Annotated in this window: 18 protein-coding genes; 4 read left to right on the top strand and 14 right to left on the bottom strand. The window is 62.2% G+C overall.

The features are described from left to right. Positions 1 to 115: 115 nt before the first annotated feature. From ACFCU0_RS16225 to ACFCU0_RS16195, 7 genes are all read right to left on the bottom strand, one after another. Positions 116 to 1,111, bottom strand: coding sequence for an alpha/beta fold hydrolase (locus tag ACFCU0_RS16225; RefSeq protein ID WP_434974731.1), 996 nt, complete (start codon positions 1,109 to 1,111; stop codon positions 116 to 118). 40 nt (positions 1,112 to 1,151) lie between these two features. Further along, positions 1,152 to 2,663, bottom strand: coding sequence for an acyl-CoA synthetase (locus ACFCU0_RS16220; RefSeq protein WP_434974730.1), 1,512 nt, complete (start codon positions 2,661 to 2,663; stop codon positions 1,152 to 1,154). Positions 2,664 to 2,714: 51 nt separating this feature from the next. Next, entirely contained in the window at positions 2,715 to 4,211 is a 1,497-nt protein-coding gene (locus ACFCU0_RS16215; protein ID WP_434974729.1) for a sodium:solute symporter family transporter, read from the bottom strand. Positions 4,212 to 4,333: 122 nt separating this feature from the next. Continuing rightward, a complete protein-coding gene (locus ACFCU0_RS16210) occupies positions 4,334 to 5,353 on the bottom strand; it encodes a 3-oxoacyl-ACP synthase III family protein (protein ID WP_434974728.1) in 1,020 nt (339 codons plus the stop codon). Positions 5,354 to 5,461: 108 nt separating this feature from the next. Continuing rightward, positions 5,462 to 6,217: a 3-oxoacyl-ACP reductase FabG gene (gene fabG, locus ACFCU0_RS16205; protein WP_434974727.1), complete on the bottom strand. Its 756-nt coding sequence runs from the start codon at positions 6,215 to 6,217 to the stop codon at positions 5,462 to 5,464. Between the two features lie 136 nt (positions 6,218 to 6,353). After that, positions 6,354 to 8,885, bottom strand: coding sequence for a TonB-dependent receptor (locus ACFCU0_RS16200; RefSeq protein ID WP_434974726.1), 2,532 nt, complete (start codon positions 8,883 to 8,885; stop codon positions 6,354 to 6,356). A gap of 601 nt (positions 8,886 to 9,486) precedes the next feature. Continuing rightward, complete coding sequence (locus tag ACFCU0_RS16195; RefSeq protein WP_434974725.1) at positions 9,487 to 9,993, bottom strand: GbsR/MarR family transcriptional regulator; 507 nt, start codon at positions 9,991 to 9,993, stop codon at positions 9,487 to 9,489. A 266-nt stretch (positions 9,994 to 10,259) separates the two neighbouring features. Here ACFCU0_RS16195 and ACFCU0_RS16190 point away from each other — a divergent pair, with 266 nt between their 5' ends. The 3 genes from ACFCU0_RS16190 to ACFCU0_RS16180 all read left to right on the top strand — a co-directional run bounded on the left by ACFCU0_RS16190 (position 10,260) and on the right by ACFCU0_RS16180 (position 12,866). Then, positions 10,260 to 10,775, top strand: coding sequence for a polyhydroxyalkanoate synthesis regulator DNA-binding domain-containing protein (locus ACFCU0_RS16190; RefSeq protein ID WP_434974724.1), 516 nt, complete (start codon positions 10,260 to 10,262; stop codon positions 10,773 to 10,775). Positions 10,776 to 10,828: 53 nt separating this feature from the next. After that, on the top strand, positions 10,829 to 11,242 hold the full coding sequence (locus tag ACFCU0_RS16185) for a phasin family protein (RefSeq protein ID WP_434974723.1): 414 nt from the start codon (positions 10,829 to 10,831) through the stop codon (positions 11,240 to 11,242). 364 nt (positions 11,243 to 11,606) lie between these two features. Then, positions 11,607 to 12,866, top strand: coding sequence for a patatin-like phospholipase family protein (locus ACFCU0_RS16180; RefSeq protein WP_434974722.1), 1,260 nt, complete (start codon positions 11,607 to 11,609; stop codon positions 12,864 to 12,866). Positions 12,867 to 12,985: 119 nt separating this feature from the next. Here the strand turns inward: ACFCU0_RS16180 and ACFCU0_RS16175 are convergent, their stop codons facing one another. Together ACFCU0_RS16175 and ACFCU0_RS16170 are read right to left on the bottom strand one after the other, a co-directional pair. Continuing rightward, complete coding sequence (locus ACFCU0_RS16175) at positions 12,986 to 14,308, bottom strand: 1-acyl-sn-glycerol-3-phosphate acyltransferase (protein ID WP_434974721.1); 1,323 nt, start codon at positions 14,306 to 14,308, stop codon at positions 12,986 to 12,988. A gap of 244 nt (positions 14,309 to 14,552) precedes the next feature. Then, positions 14,553 to 16,397, bottom strand: coding sequence for an ABC1 kinase family protein (locus ACFCU0_RS16170; RefSeq protein ID WP_434974720.1), 1,845 nt, complete (start codon positions 16,395 to 16,397; stop codon positions 14,553 to 14,555). Between the two features lie 270 nt (positions 16,398 to 16,667). On the opposite strand from ACFCU0_RS16170, the gene ACFCU0_RS16165 reads away from it, so the two are divergent. After that, positions 16,668 to 17,726, top strand: coding sequence for an SDR family oxidoreductase (locus ACFCU0_RS16165; RefSeq protein WP_434974719.1), 1,059 nt, complete (start codon positions 16,668 to 16,670; stop codon positions 17,724 to 17,726). Positions 17,727 to 18,483: 757 nt separating this feature from the next. Here the strand turns inward: ACFCU0_RS16165 and lptE are convergent. From lptE to ACFCU0_RS16140, 5 genes are all read right to left on the bottom strand, one after another. Continuing rightward, positions 18,484 to 19,020 carry an LPS assembly lipoprotein LptE gene (gene lptE, locus ACFCU0_RS16160; RefSeq protein ID WP_434974718.1) on the bottom strand — a complete coding sequence of 179 codons (537 nt, stop codon included), beginning with the start codon at positions 19,018 to 19,020 and terminating at the stop codon, positions 18,484 to 18,486. A 138-nt stretch (positions 19,021 to 19,158) separates the two neighbouring features. After that, complete coding sequence (locus tag ACFCU0_RS16155; protein ID WP_434974717.1) at positions 19,159 to 20,583, bottom strand: sigma-54 interaction domain-containing protein; 1,425 nt, start codon at positions 20,581 to 20,583, stop codon at positions 19,159 to 19,161. 209 nt (positions 20,584 to 20,792) lie between these two features. Further along, positions 20,793 to 21,632 carry a nucleotidyltransferase domain-containing protein gene (locus ACFCU0_RS16150; protein ID WP_434974716.1) on the bottom strand — a complete coding sequence of 280 codons (840 nt, stop codon included), beginning with the start codon at positions 21,630 to 21,632 and terminating at the stop codon, positions 20,793 to 20,795. A 59-nt stretch (positions 21,633 to 21,691) separates the two neighbouring features. Further along, a complete protein-coding gene (locus ACFCU0_RS16145) occupies positions 21,692 to 22,054 on the bottom strand; it encodes a DUF4286 family protein (RefSeq protein WP_434974715.1) in 363 nt (120 codons plus the stop codon). 192 nt (positions 22,055 to 22,246) lie between these two features. Then, positions 22,247 to 22,561, bottom strand: a 315-nt coding sequence (locus tag ACFCU0_RS16140) for a DUF3124 domain-containing protein (protein ID WP_434974714.1), incomplete at its 5' end; no start/stop codon positions are given.

Here is a 22,561-nt window from a genome sequence, read left to right as displayed (position 1 = left end):
CTTCTCGACGGTCCATTCGTTCTCTGCCCCGCCCGACGTCGGGCTGGAAACAACTCGGTCCGGCACCCTCCATCGCCGGCAATACGGTAGGCCCGTATCAGGCGGTAGGCCCGTATCAGTCGGCGGAGAGGGCCGATCGGAGCAGGGCTTCGAACCGATCCGGCCGCTCGATCATGATGAGATGACCGGCCTGCTCGACTAAGTCCACGCGAGCATCCGGCATCGCGGCGCGAGCCGAATCGGCTATGCTTGCGGGCGACTGCTCGGGATGAAGAAATCGGTTCGGAATCAACTTGTCACCCGCGCCGAACAGAACAAACGTCGGCACCTCGATCTCACCAAGCCGGTCGTAAACCGCTCCATCCAGCATCCCGGACACGGCTCGCGCGTTCGCCGCCGCGTATTTCTCAAAGTCGTCGCGTTCCGACAATGCGTGGCGTTGCTCGACGAGCCACGCATACGCGTCCGTGTACTCGTGGAAGTTCAGCGCCACGCTCTGCCGGACCTGAGCGTCGGTGGAGGCCATGATGGCTTCCGGTGACATCATCCCGCGAATCGCCTGAGCGTCCTTTTCGGAGAAGGTCTCGATCCCGGCCGGAGACATCAGAACGAGACGGTTGAGGCGGTCGCCGTGCTCCAGCGCAACGTGCAGCCCCACCTGCCCACCCATCGACGCGCCTACGTACGTTGCCGTCTCGACCCCCATTTCGTCAAGAAACCCCACGACGGTCTTGGCGAAAAAGGGCATCGTGGCCGGGACCTCGGCTTTATCCGACAGGCCGAATCCCGGAAGGTCGAGGGCCAGCACGCGATGGGAGGGGAAGGCATCGATCTGGTGGCGCCATAGCGACAGATTGGAGCCCAGCCCGTGAACGAAGAGAAGGACCGGCGCCCCCTCGCTGCCGTCCGCCGGCCGCTCCACGTAGGCAACTGTCCGCCCCTCCACGCTGGTGCTCTGGATGTCGTCCGGGTAGTACGGTAGGGGCGATACCCCCGATGTATCCGCCTCCGTCGTGTCGGCATGTGTGGTGTCGGGCGTCGGGTTCGGTGCGGCGGCACCGGACGAGGCAGGAAGGGTCATCAGCGAAACGGCAAGAAGAAAGGCAATCATGGTGAGACGGGGAAACGTCCGATAAACGGGATGGCGGGAGTCAGGCAGGCGTGAATCGGTCGGCAAGCTCGTTCTTCTGGATTTTGCCGGAGTGCCCTTTCGGCAGTTCGTCGAGAAACTGGACATGACGCGGCACCTTATAGCGGGCCAGTCGCGAGCCCGCGTGGTCGAGCAACTCCTCCACAGAAAGCGTGTGCCCGTCTTTGATGACGACGAAGGCCGCACCTGTTTCGCCCCACCGTTCGTCCGGCACACCGATGACGGCCGCTTCGCCGACGGCTTCGTGTTCGTAAATGGCCGCCTCGACCTCCGCCGGATAGACGTTCTCCCCGCCGGAGATGTACATCTCCTTCTTCCGGCCGACGACGTAGAAGTACCCTTCGTCGTCCACCCGAACGAGGTCGCCCGTCGCGAACCATCCGTCCTCATCGATGGCGTCCGCCGTGGCATCGGGGTCGCGCCAGTAGCCGGGCGTCACGACCGGCCCCCGCATCAGGAGTTCGCCGGCTTCACCGGACGGAACGTCGTCGCCGTCTTCGTCTACGACGCGCGTATCGATGTAGAAATTGGGAAAGCCGATCGACCCGATCTTTCGGAGGGCGTCTTTTTCCGGCAGGGAGAAGCAGTTCACACCGACTTCCGTCATACCGAACCCCTGGCGGATCGGCACCCCCTTCTCCTGCCAGATGCGAATGAGAGGTTCGGGCATGGCTTCGCCGCCGACGATGGCATATCGGACGCTGTCCAGCGACACGTCGTCGAATGCCTCGTGGTCGCTCATCATTTTGAGCATCGTCGGGACGCCCCAGAGGATGGAAAGCCCTTTGTCGTCGCAGAGTCGCAGGACGGCCTCCGGATCGAAGGACGGCAGGAGGAAGGTCGTCGCGCCGTGATGCAGGAACGGAGTCAGCAAAACGTTCCACCCGCCCGTGTGGTAGAGCGGCGCCGCGTTGAACGACCGGTCGCGGGACGTCAGGTCGAGCCGCATCTCGGTATTGACCGAGTTCCAGGTGATCATACCGTGCGATATAATGGCTCCTTTCGGACGCCCCGTGGTCCCAGACGTATACAGGATCATGAGGGGATCGTCGAGGCCGGGCTGCGCCGGCAGGTCCTCTCGCGGCACCGGCGTTAGGTCCCCGTCGACGGCGGACACGTCCCGGGCCTCCGACAGTGGCAGCAGGTCCGCCCCCGTATCCAGAGCCCTGGCAGCCTCCGTGTAGTCCGAGCCGACGAACAGGATCGCGGGTTCGGCGTCCGATACGACGTACTGCAGTTCGGGCTGTGCAAGACGATAATTCAGCGGAACCAGCACCAGGCCGGCGGTCTGCGCGGCCAGGAAGAGCAACACATGCTCGACCGAGTTCTCAGCAAGGACCGCGACGCGGTCGCCGGGGTGCAGACGATGCTGCCGGAGCAGATTCGACCCCAGACGAGTCGCGCGCGCGTGCAACTCCGCGTATGAATAGTTCCGGCCGGTCGGTGCCCACACGAGCGCCGGGTGATCGGGCGTGTAAAGCGCGTGCCGTTCGAGCCAGTCGGTCCGAATCATGATATTGTCTGTTCGTCTTCGAATGCGTCGGGGGACACCGCGACGACCCTGCTATGCATTGCCTGCCGGATCCACCGCCGGGGCCGGCTTGCCGCGCAGCGCCATGGCTCCGACAGCAACCAGCGTGCTGGCGGTCAGGGCGGCGGTGGCGGGAACGGCCGGATTGTTGGCGTACATTGTGATTTCGCCGTAGTACATCCCGAAGTGCACCACCAATGCGGTAATCGCCGCTGCCAGCACCGCGCCTTTCGTGATCCGTTCCGAAAAGAAAATGCCGAAGAGGATCGGAACGAACGTCGCCGAGAAAAGGGCATACACCCCGTTCTGCCCGAGAATCGCGACCGACAGGTTCGGGTTGACGATCTGCCCGTACGAGATGAGCGCCACAACAGGCACCAGCGCAACGAGGAAATATCGGCTGTAGCGGACGGCACGGGCATCGATGGCCTCGTCGTCCAGGTCGCCGGAGCGCTTCGCGAGCGGGCGGTAGATGTCGTTCGAGAAAATCGTCGAGAGGGCGACAAGCAGCCCCTCCATGGTGGAGAAACCGGCTGCTACGAGCCCGATGAGGATGACGGAGCGCACGAGCGGCGAGAACACCTCGACGATGTAGGTTGGTACGACCGCATCCGGCTCGATGCCGCCGCCGGGCATCAGGATCCGCGCGTAGAGCCCCACGAGGATCACGGCAAAGAACAGCACCAGCACGACAATGCCCGTCGTCAGGTACGTGTTGACGTCCTTCTCGCTTTTCAGGTAGAGCGCCTTCGACATGACGTGGGGCTGATTGATGATGGCGATCCCGATCAGAACGTTGCAGGCCACCACCTCGAACCAGTCTCGAAAGAGCAGGCTTTCCGGGTTGACGGGCTCGGCGAGCATGGGGTCGACGGCGGCGAGTCGGTCGAGGAAGCCCCCGATGCCCCCGGCGAAGTACTCGGCCCCCGATCCCAGCAGGATCACCGCGACCACGATCATCAGGCCAGCCTGCGCGGCGTTGGTGAGCGTGTGCGCGCTTGCTCCGCCAATGGCGATGTAGACAAGGGGAATGCCGATGGTCATGGCCATGGCGACAAGCATCGGGACGTCCAGCACGCTGGAGAGGACGCGCGTCAACCCGACGGTGATGAGCACCAGAAACGCAATCTGCAGCAGACTCGCCACTGCGAAAAAGATGGTCAAGCGACGGTCGCCGAACCGATCGCCAATCCACTGCGGGACCGTCAGGGCCGTGACTTCGTCCCCGACGCGCCGAAAGGCTTTCGAGAAGATAATGAGGCCGATGAACACGCCGACGGGTAACGCCACGGCATAGGCGATCACACCGCTCACGCCGTACAGGTAGATCAGCCCGGGATTGATGACGAACGTTGCCGCACTCGTCAGATTTGCGGCGAGCGACATACCAATCCACACGGGACTGACCTCGCGGCTTCCTACGCTAAACGCCGAAAACCCGGTCATCTTCTTGATACCAATCACCGCCGCGCTCGTCACGCCGGCGAGGTACAGGCCGAAAAAGATCCAGGCGAAGGTCGTTTCTCCCATGGTCGCTTCGCGCGCGCTACGCTCCTTGGTAAGGTGTTAACGTGCTGAGGTGCGAAAGGCAATTTCTCGAAAACGCCCCTCCCCCCTTTCTCCTTCTCTCCCTTTCCGCATTCCCCCTTTCCCTAAACGCCCCACCGGAGCGCCATGCCGGCAATGGCCGCGCCGCCACCGGAGGCGATCAGGAAGACGAGGTCGCCGACCGCCAACTTGCCCTGCTCATCCGCGTCGGCCAGAGCCATCGCGATGCAGGCATTTCCGGTGTACCCGAACCGGTCCATCACGTTATGCGCTTTCTCCTCCGGCAGGTCGAGCCGGTCGAGCGTCTCCCGGATGCTCTCGATATTGATCTGCGTGAAGAAGTAGCGGTCCACCTCCTGCGGCGTTACGCCAATGTCGTCGCACAACTCGTTTACCAGACGGCTCCAGTGATCCGGGTTGAAGCCATCCGGGAATTTTTTTCTGAACTCGAGCTTCTGCGTGCGATCCGGTGCGCCGTCGCCGGCTACATTTCGCGAAATCGGAGCCGCTGCCCCACCGGTGTAAATGCCCATGTACTCTGCGTACTGGCCTTCGGACTTCAGCTTCGATGCCAGAATGCCAGCGCTCGGCTCGTCGTCCGCAACGTCACGACCCTTCAGCACGGCCGCGCCCGACCCGTCCGCGAAGAGCGACGCCACATTCTTCTGCTCGTAGTCGATGAAGCGGCTCATGAGGTACGCCCCCACGACCAAGACGTGCTCGTAGACGGGATCGGCCTCAACGAACTTTCGTGCGGTGTCGAGCGCCGTCACGAAGCCTGCGCAGGCCGTGTTGATGTCGAATGTCGCAGCATTCACCGCGCCGAGCTTATCCTGCAGCACCGCGGCTGTCGAGGGCGAGAGGTAGTCCGGCGTGTCCGTGGACACCACGATCAGGTCGATGTCGGCGGCGTCCACCCCGGCATTCGACAGCGCCGCCTTCGATGCCTCCATGGCGAGGTCGCTCGTCGCCTGCCCCTCCGCCGCATACCGCCGCTCCTTGATATTCCGCCGCTCCCGGAGAAAGCTATCGACATCCTCGCCGTACAGCTCGTTGAAATACTCGTTCGGCACGACGCGCTCCGGTGCATACAGACCGGTCCCGATGATTGACGCCCTTTGCATGTTGGATTGTCGATTGTCGATTGCGGGTTGTCGATTGCGGGTTGTCGATCGGATCGAGATCAGTCGCAGAGATTTCCCCCGCTCCCCCGTTCTCCCCCTCCCCCTTTCTCAAAGAACGAGTCCCCCGTCGACGGAGAGCACAGCGCCGGTAATGAAGGAGGCCTCTTCGCTCGCGAGGAAGAGGTAGGCGTTCGCAATGTCTTCTGCCGTACCAAGGCGGCCGAGCGGCGTCCGTCCTTTCAACTGCTCCAGCACCTTGTCGGGCACGGTATCAACCATCGGTGTTTCGATAAAACCCGGCGCCACGGCATTCACCGTCACCCGGTCCCGCCCCAGCTCTCGCGCCCACGTCTTCGTCATCCCGATCACGCCGGACTTGGTGGCGACGTAGTTCGTCTGTCCGAAATTGCCGTAGAGTCCGACCACGGAGGCTGCATTCAGAACACGCCCGTGCTCGGAGTCCGTCAGGGCAGGTAACGCGGCTTTCGTGCAGTTGAATACGCCCTTCAGGTTCACGTCCACGACCTGGTCGAACGCCTCCTCCGTCATCTTCTTAAGCGTGGCATCCTTCGTAATCCCCGCATTGTTGACGAGAATGTCGACGCCGCCGTACATCTTGACGGCGTGATCGATCATCGCCTGCACCTGCTCCGAATCCGTAACGTCTACCGACACGAAGGATGCGGTGCCACCGTCGGCCTCGATGCGGTCGACGATCTCCGTGCCGTCATCGGTATTCACGTCGGCCACGACGACGGATGCGCCTTCGCCGGCAAAGAGGAGAGCCGTCGCTCGGCCGATGCCGCGACTGGCGCCGGTAATGATGGCGGTCCGATCATTCAGGCGGCCGTGAGAATCGCTCATGGAGAAAGAAGGACTGGGCAATGGAAGGGGTTGCGATGGAAAACGAAACACCCGGACCGTCGGAGCGGCGAGCGCCGGTCGGCACCAGAGCACCGACCGGTCTGCCCACAAAGCCGTCTACCGGACCCAGGTGCAATTAGAAGTTGAGGCCGTCGAACGTGTAGGTGGCCGACATCCAGAAGAGGCGACCCGTCACCGGCGCGCCGAGCACATCCGGCGTTTCCGTATCGAACAGGTTCGAAACGCTGGCCTTCACCTGCACGCCGGTCTGCGGCACCGTGTAGCCCGCTGTGAGCCCCATCGAGAAGCGACCCGGGATCTCGCCGTCGTCGTAGAAGCGGCTGCTGACCCAGTGGGTGCCGGACGCGAACTCATACGCCGCGTTCCAGCGTCCCGACGCGCTAAGGAACCAGCCCTCGAACCCGAGATCCCGCACCGTCGCAGAGCCCTTTGCTTTTGTGGTCGGCACGTTCAGAAGGAGCGGGTTGGTGCCCTCATCGCCTTCCTCGAAGTCGGCCAACTCGATCAAGGAGACGTTACCGGACACGTTGAAATGCTCGTTGAAGTACACGTCGATCCCGGCGTCTAATCCCTGGACGCGCGCCTCCCCGAAGTTAACGTAGGTGTTCAAACCGTTGAACACGTCGTCATCGCCCGGTGCATTGACGGGGGTGCCGTCGGCGTAGAACGGGATCTCGGTGAAGCCATTCGCCACCGCCTGAAGCGGGCTAATGAAGTTGTTGTACCACGAGTGGTACGCGACGATGTCCACGAAGACGTTCTTGCCGAACACGCCCTTGTATCCGATCTCGATCGAGTTCACCTCTTCCGGGCTGAGCGCGCTGATCTCCCGAATCACGTTGCCGTCGCCGTCTCGAATTTCGAAGCCGGTGTAGTTGCCGATCGCGTTAACGACGTATCCCGGCGGGATTCCGTTGCCCGGCGGCACGGGGATCGGAATGAACAGATTGCCCTCAAGCACGGTCGGGCTCTTAAACGCGCGGTTGTAGCCGACGCGCACGTTCTGGTTGGGAAAGACGCTGTAAACGACCGCGGCTTTCGGACTAATCTGCGTGTCGTACTCGCTGTGGTTGTCCACGCGAACGGCACCGTTGATCCGAAGAGCGTCATTGGGCCGGTAGTCAGCTTGCAAGTAGCCACCGACTTCCGTGGCGTCAATGTCGCGCCCTACTGCATCGGCGAGGAACGTTCCGTCGGAGTCCGGTAGGTAGCGACGAGCCTGGGCGCCGGTGACGACGTCAAGTGAGCCGTTGCCGATCCCGATGGTGTTGCGATACTGAATTTCCGAGTCCCACAGTTCGCCGCGATCCACGAACTTATTCGCCTCCCGGAGCGCGGGAAGCTGATTCAGTGCGGTTTGGCGGGCCTGAGCATCGGTCGCACCACTACCCAGCGCCTCCAGGTATACCGTTGTTGCCGCTGACGCAACACCGTTGATCTGGTACGTGTCGCCGGCGTCGTTCGAGGTGTGCGTGACCTGCGCAAACACGTGCTCATTGCTCACCTGCAGGTTCTGATACTGCACCTGCCAGTCGCGGATGTGATTGCGGCCGTTGTTGGTCAGGCCAAAATTGTCGTTCTCCGAGAAGCCGTACGCGAAGTTGGCCTGCCAGTCGTCACCGAACCGGTAGTAGAGACTTCCCTCCGCACGAATCGACTCGATGTCGTAGTCGCCCACCAGCTCGCTCTCGTTGAATACGGGCGTGTAAAAGTGCGTGGAGTCCGACGCAGCGGCGTTGGGTCCCCCGCTCGGCGGCGTGAAGTCGTTTGCCGACATGTACTGTCCGGTCGCTTTCCAGCCGAACTGGCTGTCTCCAAAGGTGCCGGCCAGCCGGCCATTCATGTCGAGCAGGCTTTGCTGCCCGCCCCGAACGTTGAGCGCCACCCCCGACTGATCCCACGGATTCTTGGTGATCACGTTGACTACGCCGGTGTGCGCGTTCGGTCCGTAGAGCGCCGAGGCCGGGCCGACGACGACCTCAATGGCCTTCACGTCCAGCTCGGAGGTCGGCAGGAAGTTGCCCTGCGGAAGACCGGTGCCGGGCAGCTGCGCCACGCGGCCGTCCTTCATCTGCAGCATGCGGGTGTTGAAGTGGTTGTTGAACCCGCGCGCCGAGATGCCCTGGCCGTTGATGCCGACGTTCACGAAGTCGACGCCTTTGATGTTGGACAGCGCCGACAGATAGGTGCCGCCGCCCGAGACGTCGAGCTCATCGGCGCTGATGGCCTCGATCTGGACCGGGGCGTCGAGTAGCTTCTCCGGGCGCTTCGATCCGGTCACGACGACTTCGTCACCCACGAAGGTGCGGGGCGTCAGCACGACATCCATTACCGTCTCCTCCCCGGCCACGACGGACACGTCCTGCTCCCGCCTCTCGTAACCGATGAACGTCACAATGAGCGTGTGATCCCCGGCCGGCACCTCCTCGAGACGGTAGTTGCCGTCCGCATCCGTGCTGGTCCCGCGCTGCAGACCCTCAATGACGACGTTGGCCCCGACGAGCGGCTCCTCCGTCTCGGTATCGAGCACCATTCCGGAGATGGAGCCGTCCGATGCTGCGCTCTCCTGCGCAAGGGCGTCCGACGTGCCGAATAGACACAGGACACAAACGACGATGAACCATAACAGGGGGTTCTGGCGAATCATGGCGAGCCTCCTTGAATTGTCCGCTTGGGTATGACGACGGGCAACGGCCCCGCGCCAAACAACGGGAACCGCAATTTCTAACATTTGGAATGTTTCAAACGGTGGATCGTCGGTCCACAGTCCTCGGCTGAGAACGATCGGCGTGCATCTTCACCCGATCACACCTCGCCAGGCCTGTGCCCTACAGTTTTGATCGTTTGTAATTTACCAAACGTTACACGGACGATAGAAAGCGCTTCCGACAATGTCAAGGAATCATCAACGTTTTCGGCAGATCCCGAGAAGGCCCGAACGCCACCCTGAATGCTGTTCGCCCCGCCGTACCCTATGAAATGAAGAATCTCAGCACGTCACGGCTGATCGAGGAACGGCCACCTGTCCTGCCAACCGGCCCGATCGAAGCAGACGCCACCTCCCGGCGCCAAACATCTGAGGACAGGCGAAAAAATGGAAATGATGAGCAGTCGAGCAACCGGATTGTCGTCCCCGGCAGGTCTGCCCGACCGCACCGTAAGACCAATTGAAGACCGGTTCGGAGTGGTCTCGCTGCTCCGAAGGTATCCCGTACCGCTCTGAACACGGTCCGCTGCATCCGGACCGTCTACGCGTTCTCCTCCTGCAGGCGCTTCTGCTTAATCTCCATCCACCGCTCGGCGAAGTCCTGGTAGAACGACTCCATGAGGCGGTAGAAGGCTTTCATGTGCTCCAGATTGCGGACCGTTTCCTCCCGACCGCCGGCCCCTTCCGTTCGAATCCGCGACAGGAAGCGCTCGGCCAGCTCCCGGTTCTTCTGGACCGTCGCCATGTTAAACTTGAAGTTGTTCAGGAAGAGGTCCGGGTGCGCCGTGTAGTAGTTGCGCCGGTTCACCGGCCCGTTCACCTTCTTCGCCAGTCCGATGTCGTCAATCCGGCGAACAGCGATGGAAATCGGCCCCTTGGAGTGACCGAGCAGCTCCACCATGTCGTCCAGCGAAACCGGCTCGTCCTGCGTCAACAGCAGTCCCACAATCAGCCCCTGGAGGCGCTTCAATCCGTACGACTCGTAAATATTGCCGAACTCCTCAATCAGGTCGTTTTCGGCAGGCGTCAGTGAACGGTGGTCATTCATAAACACGGGCAAAAAGAAGAAAACAGGAGTCCGTCGCATCCCCGGCATCGGGCAGTATACCCACTATTCTCGGCACGAGGCAGCGGACATGCCAACACTCAGCCCCGCCGATGGTTGCGAAACCGGTGGATTTCGACCCGGATCGGAAGGCCGGACCGCACCGGTTGATCGACCCAATCGGGATCAATCGATTACGCAGTGCGTCATAAAGAGTGAATGATGACGCAATGCGTTATAACTTCCTCCTGCCCAGGCGGCTGGCCCCCATGGCGCGATTGATCAAGCGGTACGAGAACCGGAAGCTCTACGACACAGAAGCAAGCGAATACGTGTCCCTCAGCGATATCGCAAATTTGGTACGCAGCGGCGACACCGTCCAGGTTGTGGATAACGCGACCGGTCGTGATCTGACCGCGCAAACCCTGACGCAGATCATTCTGGAGGAAGGAAAACGCGGGACGCACGCCATTCCGTCCGATATTCTCCATCAGTTGTTGCGCCGAAGCGAGGAAGCCATCGACGTGGGCTTTGAGCAACTTCGTTCCACGGTGGACGACCTCGTTCAGAGCTCCTTCGGTCGCCTCCGGCGGCTCGTACAGGGCCCCCACGCGGAAGAGCTGGAGGAACTGCGCGGACAGCTCCAGTCGCTCGAGCAACAACTTGCCACGCTGCTCGGCGATCTGGAGGACCACGACGCGGTGACCCTGAATGCCAATTCAGAGACGCCGCCCGATGAATCGTCGGTCGAAGAAAATGCCGATGCCCCTGGCGTGACGTCCTGATACACGGCCGTCATCACACCCAGATCGCTCTGTTTCCCAATACCCGACCTACCATGAGCACAAAGACCGAACGCCCCACCCTGCAGGAAGAACTGACCCGCCGCGGACGCGACGTATGGCTCGCCGGTCTCGGCGCCCTCGCCACCGTAGAAGAAGAAGGATCGAAAGCCTTCAACACGCTGGTCGAGCGCGGCAAGGACTACGAGTCCAAAGGCCGCAAGCAGATCGAGAGCGCCATCAGTACGGCGTCCAAGCAGCGCGACGAAGCCATCTCTGAAGTAGAGGATGCCAGCGAAGGCGCCCGCGAGTACATTTTCAACACGGTCGATCGCGCGCTGGATCGCTTCGGCGTCGCCACCCGCTCCGAGCTCGACAAGCTGGAAGGGCAGGTGGGCCGCCTGACGCAGAAGGTAGATGCTCTGACGAAGGCGCTGAAAGAGAATAAGAATATAGATCCGGACGCGTAAGCCCGTGGCGGCCCGGTTCGCCACCCACCCGTCCTGACCGTTCCCCGCGCGGCATCACGCGGGAGTCGGGTCGCCTCACCGGCCCGGCTCCCCGGTCGCGCAGCCTACCGTATGGAACCCTTTTTGCACCGGGCGGATGTAGCCGGAAGCGCAATCGCCTGCACCGCCGGGATCGTATCCTGGCCTGACAGCTCCCATTTTATTCCGCGTTCGGAGACAGCACTTGCCGGAAGCGGAGATTTTTTCCCGGGCCGGCGGCACCAACGCCTTCGAGCCTGTTACAAAGGAACGGCGATTGGAACCGCTTTCAATCCAAATGGATACGGCGCATGGTCCATCATGGAGATTCAATGAGGTTGATCGCATGAGACGCAACGGAACGTCCACCGCGCCCCGCATCGGACTCGCCTGTGCCGGCGGGGTTGTGGAAGGAGCCATTTATGAGGTCGGCGCCCTGCGCGCGCTCGACGAAGCTGTAGACGGTGCCTCGCTGCACAATCTCGACATGTACGTCGGCGTCAGCTCGGGTGCCCTGATCGGTTCGTTCCTCGCCAACGGGGTTCCGACCTACGAGTTGAGTCGCGCGATCGTGTCCAACGCGTCGGACCCGTCGCTCAACGTAGAACCGGAAGTGCTCTTTCACCCAGCGCTGAGCGAGTACGCCGGCCGCATCAAGAAGCTACCCGGTGCGCTCTTCCGGACACTGCGGCACTATGCCTGCAATCCAGGGGATCTCTCGCTCCTGGGCCTGGTGTCGACGCTCGGCTCGCTCGTCCCGACCGGCATCTTCGACAATTCCGGCCTCGGCGCCTTTCTCGAAGAGGCGTTCTCAGAAGGCGGACGCACCAACGACTTCCGTCAACTTCAGGCGCGGTTGTTCGTCGTCGCGATGAACCTGGACACCGCGGATATCGCTGTCTTCGGTACGCCGGGCCTCGATCACGTGCCGATCTCGAAGGCCATCCAGGCCTCTACTGCCCTCCCCGGCCTCTACTGCCCGGTGGAAATCGACGGGCAATACTACATCGACGGCGTCGCCCGACGGACCGTCCACGCCAGCGTGGCGCTTGATGAAGGCGCCGACCTGCTCTTCTGCATTAACCCGATCGTTCCGGTCAACATTCAACTGAAGCAGCATGCGGACCGGCTCCTCCAGCACGACGGAGGAAGCCTCGTCGAACACGGACTGCCGTCGGTGCTCTCTCAGACGTTCCGCGCCATCGTCGACTCGCGCAAGCGGACTGGATTCAAGAAATACGAGCACACGCATCCGAACGCCGACCTTGTGCTGATCGAGCCCGAATGCGACGACACCAGCCTGTTCTTCTCCAACATTTTCAGCTTCCAGAATCGCCAGGACGTCTGCGAGCACGCGTACCAGGCAACGCGGAAGCACCTCTTGCGCCGTGCCGACGAAATCGCCCCGAAGCTGGAGCGTCATGGTCTGCGCCTGAACGTTGAAGGGCTGCAGGATTCGTCCCGCTCGGTGTTCGACCCGGAGCCGGGATCCCTACCGGTCAATGGACATGGAAAAGCATCGTCGCCCAGAGAGGTATTCCAGGAAACGGACCGCGTCCTCGATCGCCTGGACGCAATGATCGACCAGATTCAGGCCGCGGCCTGACCCCTCGATTGCCATTCCCCTTTCGATCCGCCCTGAGACGCACCGGTCCACCGTGGCCGGTGCGTTTTCGTTTTGCAGCGGGGCCGTCGTGGAAGAGCATGCCGATCTCTCGCCACGCGTCACGAGAAGGAGCGCTCCGGCAGGGGATCGTCTTTTAGGGACCACCGATACGACCCCTCCATTGCCCGCCGGTCGTCCTCCGGCAAACCGAGGTACCCGCACGGCGGCCGTCGGAGTTCCCGTAGGAGCGCAACGGCGAGCCATCCGAAGGGAAGGTACCAGGCGGCGAGATCGAGGTCCGTGTACAGTCCTCGCCATCCGTGCACTTCCCGATCACGACGCACGTTCCGCTCGTGATGGGCGTACGATACCGGCCAGCCCAGCGGCGTCGCACCAATTGCGTCGCGGCCCAGACGGCGGAGATGGTCCATCAGACTATGAAGGTCGTACGGCTTCCCCCCGTACGTGTCGACCGCGGCGTCCAGCATCGACTGGCACCGCCGACGGATGTCCTCCGCAACCCGCGCCAGCTCCCGGCGATCCGGGTCGTCGAGATCCGTGCACCCCGCGTCTCGCAGCATCTTGCGAACGTTGATTGGCTCCTGCACGACGAACGTCATCTGGCACGGAAACGCCAGGTAGAAGATAAACGGCAGCAGCGCCGCCAGAGGTGCGATCGGGACGGGGAGGAAGGGGATGCCGAGATACTTCCGGCACCACGCATCCACGGTTTCAAACGTGATGCTGGTGGGATTCACCCACTCCGCGTTCACGATGCTCATTGGGTACACGGGCGCGTCGTGCCGGGCCGCCATCAGCACGAAGCTCCGCGAAAACGGCTGAAGTTGATAGCGGCGAAGAAACCCTTTCGCAATCCCCGGAACGCCTTCGGGGTAGTAAATCAACCGGTCGCCCCGATCGAGCAACCGATCGAAATTCCCCACCGTCATGTCGACGCCGCCGACCCGGCGCCACCAGTTGTCCATATCGAACGGCCGCATCCACCACGTGGCCGCCAGTTGCGGGGTGTAGACCGACCGGAACTTGCTTTCCTTCGTCAGACCGTCTTCGCGCCAGAGAAGCGCATCCAGTACAATGGCGTCGTGCGGAAACGCGTTGCCGCTGTGATTCGGCGCGACCACGAGGGGCCCGTCCGACGGCAGCTTTTCCTGACCGATGATCCGGGCGCGGAAGTAGTGGTCGATGATGTCGTACATCGGTCCATCCTCCGCGAGCCGGTAGAGGTATGTCCAATCGATCGGGTCATGCGGCTCACTTCGTGCGCCGGGGGTGGCGTCGTCCTCCGCATCGGTCCGGGCGTTGTCAGTCGCGGACTCGGCCTGCGCCGAGGGAGTGCGCGCGGACGTCGCATGAGCCTCGAACAGGCCATGCAGGTCCTCTGCATCAATCGACACGTCCAGCGAGAAGCGAGATCGAGCCATGGCACGGGAACGTTCGAAGACGCGAACCGAGAATTGAGAGTGTGCGGCATCGTCCTGCAACGTACATCAACGAACCCGCGGATGCCAGCAATCCGTGTCTCACGACAGGCGAAAGGCCCAAGCGCGAAAGGCAGCGTGCTCCGACAGGAGCATACGCGATCCGGGGCGCCCTATCGAGGGATCAAGCACGGGTTCTCTTTCCCCTGCACGATTCGTTGTACGGGGCCCGGCGCGGATCGGCGCCTTACCTGGCAAACAGTGCCAGGATACCGCCGATCACGAAAAGCGGGATCGACAGCCACAGCGGACCGCCCTGAACCACGGCCATGACGCCGCCCACGATGCACGAGCCCGCGATGATTCCACTCCGCAAACCTTGGATCTGATCATCGGACGACGGTCGCCTGTTCAGCCGCTCATCGACGAACGACGCGCCCTGCGACATCAACTGCGGCAACTGCATCATCACGTCGATGAACTCGGGCGCGTTGCTCACGAGCTCTCGCCCGAGAGCGCGCGGATCGAATCGCTCGCGGAAGATGGCCTGGACGTGCCGGCGGGAAACCGACACCACGTCCAGGTCCGGGTCCAGCGTGCGCCCGACGCCCTCGTACGTGACCAGTGCCTTCACCATGAGCGTCATTTCGACAGGGAAGAAGACGTGGTATCGCCCGCCGAGACTCAGCGACTGAAGGATGACCTGAGCGAAGCTGATCTCGCCCTGCTGGCTGCGCATCAGGAAGTGCCGCGCCATGTCCGCAACGGCCCGCTGAAACCCCTGCGGGTCGCCGTTTTCCCCGACCCGTGCCATGTCGAGCAGGTGACGCGCCGCATTCTCCACGTCGCCCCGTACCAGCGCGTAGTAGTAATACAGCATGCGGCGCTTCAGCTTCGAGTTGAAACGCCCGACCATGCCAAGGTCGATGAAGCCGATCTTCAGGTCCTTCGGGCGATCGCCCGGCATGATTTTCAGGTTGCCGGCGTGCAGGTCCGCGTGAAAGAAGCCGTCGTCGTACAGCATCCGAATAACGGACGCCGCGCCGAGGTCGATCACGCGCTGCCGCTCCTCTTCGCTCAGCGCCAGCGAGGCTTCGGAGCCGGGCCGAATCCCGTCCAGAAACTCCATCGTCAGTACATCATCGGAGCTCAGGCTGCGGTAAATGTCGGGAAAGACGATGCCCGGCGTGTCCTGAAAGTTGGCCGCGAAGACCTCCGCATTGTCGGCCTCGTACGTGTAGTCGACCTCGCGCCGGGTGTAGGCGCTGAACTCCTCAATGATCTGGGCTGGCTGGTACCGCGGGAGAATCCACTGCAGGAACACGCCGAAAAATTCCAGCAGCTTCAGATCCGACGTGATCACGTCCCGGATGCCGGGCTTGATCACCTTAACGACGACCTCGTCCCCGTCCCGCGTCACCGCCCGGTGCGCCTGCGCGATAGAAGCGGACCCGAGGGGCTCCTCATCGATCGTCCGGAAGAGAGCATCGACCGGTGTTTCCAGATCGCGCTCGATGATGGCTCGTACCTGCTCGTAGGGGATCGCCGGCAGGTGATCCATCAGGCTCTCAAGCTCCCGGGTGATGACGTCCGGCAGCAGATCCTCACGGATTGCCATGATCTGGCCGAGCTTCGTGAACGTCGGCCCGAGGATCTCGAGGCGGCGCCGAAGCTGAACAGGGAACGGCTTGTCTCGCAGGTCGCGCTTGACGAACGGGCGCAGCAGAAAGGCGAGCAGTCGCCGGCCGGGGGAGCGCAGTCGCTTCTTCTGACGGTCAGGGAGCGAGCGCACGTAGGCGAGATGTCCCCCCATAAGAAGGCCCGCCACATGCCGGTAGACGGTGAAGAACCGTCGGACCGCCCCGCGGTACGGCGCCAGCGGGTCGAAGTCCGCGAGCGGCGATTTCTTCTTCGTTGCAGGCGTTGCCCCACCTGCCTCGTCCCCGCCCGACTCGTCACTCATCCCGTCACCGGAAATGGGCTCGCGGAGCGCCGACGGAATGCTATCCTCGGATGCATCCTCTGACGATGCGGAGCCCGGGGCCGGCGAGGACCGGGGCGTCGAACCAGATGTAGAGTGGGCGTCGGCCATCCAGAAATACAGGAACAGAAGGGAGGATGCAGGCCGGCAACGCACCTGCCGGCACCGACGGACTCAACCGCCGACCTGCCTCGTTGGTTCTTTCTCGTGAAAAACCAGTATGTCATGACTGCCATGTCCGGGGTCGCTCAGGTATTCTACAACCCACGGACGGGTTAACACTGTTAATTTTTTCGGCGGAACGCCTTGCGCCACGGGCCGGAAGCGCTTACCTTAACGACAACTTCGTATCATTGTCCGCCTCGCACGCCGTCGATCTCCATGATTTTTCTGACCGGCTTCCCCGGCTTTCTCGGAACCCGCTTTGTCCGATCGTTGGCCGAACAGCACCCCGACAGCTCGTTCCTGCTTCTCATTCAGCCAAAGTTTGACACCCGCGCCCGGAGCGTCTTGAACGAGCTGGGGCTGTCCGACCGTGCGGAACTGCTCCACGGCGACATCACCAAGCCGGACCTCGGCCTCGGCGAGCGCCACGACGAGATCGCGGAGAAGATCACGCGTGCCTTTCATCTGGCCGCGGTCTACGACCTCTCCATTCCCCGCGAGATCGGCTGGAAGATTAACGTCGACGGCACCCGGCACGTGGTCGACCTGCTCGAGCAGGCGCCTCACCTCGACGTCTTCGGCTACATCAGCACGGCATACGTGTCCGGGAAACGAACCGGCACCATCCGGGAAGACGAGCTCGTGCACGATGCCGGCTTTAAGAATTTCTACGAGGAAACGAAGTACCACGCGGAGGTCATCGTGCAGGGGCGAATGGACGTTGTGCCGACGATGGTCTTTCGTCCGGCGGTCGTGGTAGGCGACTCCGAAACCGGCGAGACGGCCAAGTTCGACGGCCCCTACTTCATCCTCAAAGCCCTCCAGAAGCTGCCACCGGTCACGCTCATGACGCGGATCGGGAGCGGCACGCGGGAGGTCAACCTGGTCCCGGTCGACTACGTGATCGACGCAATGACCTACCTCTCAAACCAGGAGGAGAACATCGGGCAAACGTTCCACCTGACCGACCCGAATCCCCTCACCACGCAGGGCGTGATGGAGACGTTTACGAAGCTCCTCAACATGAAGGTGGCGTACGTTCCGATCCCTCCAGGCGTCGCGCGAGCCCTCATGAGCACCGGCGTCGGTCGCGCACTCGGCATCTCCCCCGAACTCATCGACTACTTCGACCACCCGGCCCACTACGACACATCCGGCATCCAGAAGGCCCTCAAGGGAAGCGACATCCGCTGCCCGCGCCTCCCCGAGTACGCGCCGAACATGGTCGACTTCATGAAACAACACGCCGAAATCCGAAGCAACGCGATGTATTAGTGGGGTTTGGGGTGTGAGGTTTGGGGTTTGGGAGTGCGGAAAAGGGGGGACCGAGAGTGTGCTGTGCTTTCAGGCGATCCTGGGCATAGCACCTGGAGTGCCGCTCTGGATAGCGCGCAGGGTCATCACATGACGCTCGATTAGACCGTTTGCTCCGGTATCGCAAGGAGAACTGGCCGACTATGCCGCGATGACGGGCAAATCGATTCGTCCATAGCGGACGCCTGCCTGGGCTGTTCGGACTGGGGCCAGACGGAGCCGTGTCGCGCTCAACAGGGCACTGCGTGTACGCAGTCACTGGTCTGAACGTCGCTACGCGTGAACGACTGAACAGAAATCTGGCAGAAAATCGCGGCATTGCCGCACGATAAAAGACAGAAGAATCAATCCGCCCGATAACGGGCAGCTTCAGGAAACGCTCCACTGGAGTAAAAACAATTGGCGTCGCCCCCGAACGGTGGGCAGATAAATGAACTCGCCGTCAGGTGGCGGTCGGGGAGGTTTTGTCCGTCGTCGGTCGTAATTGGTTGATTGGATTGGTCTCCAAACACGACTCAGTCGACAACACCACGCGCCATTGAGAACAGCGCTCCGCCATTCACCTCCAACTTCCGAGCAATGCCAGCCGGATGCGATATGGCTGAAGTCCGGATGTAATGCCCACAGAGCGCACCAGGCACTTTTTAAGGGCGATATCTGACTTGTTGCCCCCCCTTTCTCCCTCTCACTTTTTCCCCATTCCCACTCTCTCACAAACCTACCAGTTCGACGTGGCGGCGCTGAAGACGTCGTCGGCGATCTGCTCCAGGGCATCCTGCGCGGCGGTCTCCTCCCCTTCCACGCCCTGCGTCACCGGATCGTAGTTCGACGAGGCGCTGAACTCCCGATCCAGCATCGCCTCCGTCGGCTGCTTGGTCTGGTCGACGTACTGAACGGAAACGCGGACCGTAACCTGGTTCGCGCTGGCCCGATCGTCATCACCGACCGTCGTGGGCTCGCTGCTGTAACTGGTAATCGTCGCACTCAACAGCGCATCGGCGTCCGCCTCGTTGTTCGTCAAACGCAGACGCGTTCGATTCACAAACCGGTCGGTAAAGAAGCGGGTGAGGTCGCGGTCGAGCGTCGTCACCGGGCTGATGCTGTTGTCCTGCACCAGCGGCACGGCGATCGTATTCAGATTCGACGGAATGCTACCTGCCTGAAACCCGTAAAAGCTACACCCGCCGGCTGCGACAACCCCGCACAGCATCGCCGCCAAAAGGACCACCCAAAATCGAACTGCCTGCTGCATCATGGTTCGGAAAAATCCGTGTACCGTCTGATCAACGATGCGCCACTTCGCAACTCGAACCTCCCAATTCGAAATTCGCCCTTCACACTTCGAAGTTCGCCCTTCACACTTCGCAATTCATCATTCATCATTCCCAATTCCCTACAGGTCCTCATCGATGTCTTTCAGTTTCCGGTAGAGCGTCCGCTCGCTGATCCCGAGCGCCCGTGAGGTCTTGCGGCGATTGCCGTCGAAACGTTTCAGCGCCTGCGTGATGAGTTCGCGTTCAGCTTCTTCCAGCGTCGGAATCTCGTCGGGTTCGGGCTCCTCGGCGGCCGATTCGGCCGCGGCGCCGTTCGTGCCGGCGTCCGCCTCGTGTGCCGGCTCCCCCGAGGGGGAGGGACGCGTGCCCGGCCCGTCGTCGACCTCATACGCCACATCCTTGATCCGAGAGCCGACCTCACCGGCAAAATCCGCCGGCTTCGTCCCGCCCGACGGATCCCGGTCGGTAACGTTCGAATCGCGGACCACGACGAAATCATCGTACGCGCCCGGGAAGTCGCTGCGTTCGACCACGTCGCGGGGCACGACGACGCCGATATTGGAGACGAGCGTACGGATCTGGTCCTTCATCTCGCTCATTTCCATCCGCATCTCAAGGATGGCGCGGTAGAGAAGCTCGCGTTCCCGGATCCCCGATCCGTCGCCCTGCGATGCCTGACTCCGTTGCTGCCGGCTCCCGGACGGATCAGGCTCGACCCGCATCAGGCTCGTCGACGCGGCACCGGCGTCGTCGTTGAACTCATCTAGATCGCGGAGCAGCGGTCGAATATCGTCGATCGTGACTTCGTCGTTTCGCAGAAGCACCACGACCTGCTCGGCCACGTTGCGTAGCTCACGGACATTGCCGGGCCAGTTGTACTCGGCCAGTAACTCCTGCGCGTCCTCCGTCAGCTTCTTCATTGGCGAGTTGTACTCCGTCGCGAATCGGTGCAGAAAGGTCTCGAAGATGGGCATAATATCCTCCCGGCGATCGCGCAGCGGAGGAATGTCGATCAGGACGGTGCTCAGCCGGTAGTACAGGTCCTTCCGGAACCGCCCTGCCTTCACCTCCTGCATCAGATTCTTGTTCGTCGCGGCAACGACACGCACGTCCGATTCGATCTGCTGCGAGGAGCCGACGCGACTGAATTTGCCGGTTTCCAGGACGCGCAGCAGGCGGACCTGCGCCTCCTGAGGCATCTCTCCGATCTCGTCCAGGAAAATGGTGGACCCGTCGGCCTCCTCGAAGTACCCGACGCGCTTCTGCACCGCCCCCGTGTACGCCCCCTTTTCCGCACCGAACAGTTCGCTCTCGATCAGGCCCTCGGGAATCGCCCCGCAGTTGACGACCACTATGGGCTCGTGCCGCCGCATACTGAGCTCGTGCAGGACCTGGGCGATCAGCTCTTTACCGGCACCGCTCTCCCCCTGAAGCAGCACCGTGATGTCCGTTTTCGCCACCTGGCGAGCCCGGTCGATCACATTCTTGATGGCATCGGAGTCTCCGACGATGCCGAAGCGTTCCTGAATTGAGGCGCGGTCCATAGAGGGGGTCGATCCATTCGCGTACTTCATCGATGCGCGACGGGCGCGGGCGGGTACCCTGCCACAATGTCACGGGTCGTATCACACCCAAACCCAACGCGCAAGATCCCACATTCGCCGCTCCGGCGTTGACGATGCCGTGAACCGGCGCCATGCATTCGGTGAATCCACACCCCCGGTTGGGTCCGGACCGGGCACTTCATGTGACGCTAATCGCCGGGTCCGGCCGTGACGATCTCACGAAACAGGCGGTTCAGGACGTCTCGATCTGGTCGCTGCTCCTCCGACGCGAAGCGCGCGTCGGAATGTCGGTCGAGTTCCTCCCGGATGAATGCGTCCAGTGTAGGCATCCGCTCGATCCGCCCGGCTTCTCCGCGTTGCTGCTTCCGGGCCGTGAGTCGGGCGACGGCATCGCGGAGACGTCCATCCTGAACACCGGCGTCAACAAGTCGGGCAAATCGAACCGGCACGGGATCGTTCGTCGACTCGACCCACCGGATCGCCAGAAGGGATCGGAGCACGTACAGGTATGCCTTCATCGGCACCCCACCCTCGTTGTCCAGGTACCGCTTCGCGTTTTTCCGGGCCATGTACAGGTGGTGATACCCGGCAGCCGCGGGGCGGTACACCTCCGCGATAAGCCCACGCCATCGGTCCATCCGTCCGGCATCCTCCCGGTAGACGATCGGCGACTGGAGCCACTCCAGCAGCGACGGGTTGCTGGCGTGAAACAGGCGGAGCGCTTTGCGCACATCCCACGCGTGCAGGTCCACCTCCCCGGCCGGCGTCTGCACGATTTCCGGGTCGATCGCGTCCGGTCGGCGCTCGAGGTCGATCGACAGGTACCAGTCCAGGTCATGGACGTACACGACCCGCACATCGTAGTCGGAGTCGGGCGACGCAAAACCCCATGCCCGGCTCCCGGACTCGCAGGCAAGCAGGATCCGGACGGCGTGGCGATCGGTGAACGCATTCAGGTGCTCGCGTACCACCCTATGCCCCTCGGTCGACACGTCTGCCTGCGACGCAGGGAATCTTGAGTCGGTCATGGCGGATCACGATCCCGTATCCAGAAGGGCGACGATACGACGTCCGACGCGCATCGGCCCTACATCGGACCCGTATCTTCACCGCGCTTGCCGTGAAAGATGCTGCGCTGTTGCAGAATCCGACGGGTCACCTCCACGTCATCGGCGTATTTGGCACCGGACGCGCGCATCGCTTCGGCATGATCGTCGAAGTAGGCCTGCAACGCCTCCCGGTCGCGCACCTGATACTGGATCGTCCAGTAGCGCGTCCCCTGCACGTCATCTCCGTCCGGGATGGTTTCCGCATCGTCGCTCCGCTCATACCAGGCCGCCGCCTCGAACCCGTCAATCTCGAGCATCTCGCGCACGTGCTCACGAAGCCACGCGGCGTACTCGTTGATGATGTCGGACGTCACGGTCAGGTTGACTTCGTAGAAAAACATGCGGCCCCATCAGTTTATGGAAAATGTGATCACCTCTGCAATGAAAGCTGCTGCCGCGGGATCCGTCTATGGTCCCGATCGAGGCGATTGTCACTCAGAGTTTGCCTGCCGCCCCTCGGTCAGGGCGTCTCAAGAGCACTTCCTCCCGCGCTCCTCTCGTCGCTCGGTCGGGGCGCAATGCTTTCGCCGTGCTTACTCGGATCGCTCACTGAGCACGCGGGCCGGGCTCGTGAAGGAGATGCCAAGCGACGACTGGGAGCTGATCATGATGGATTCGACGACCGGGGCATGCACCGGCTGGTTCGCGCTCCACTCGATAATGAAATTGGCCCCGAGCCCGCCGGCGGCATCGGTTTCCTCGATCACGACCGACGTCGAAGCCAGTGGATCGAGGCGACGTGGCCCATCGAGATAGCGCCGAACGGACTCTCCGCTGTTATCAATGTATTCGATCTTCGACAGAACGATCGCGCCGTCCGCATCGGTGTTGCGGATGCTAACCGTCGC

Source organism: Longibacter sp. (genome assembly GCF_051155795.1).
Classification (GTDB): Bacteria; Bacteroidota; Rhodothermia; order Rhodothermales; family Salinibacteraceae; genus Longibacter.
Note: the sequence above shows the minus strand (reverse complement) of the source record. Positions and strands in the feature narration are given on the sequence as shown.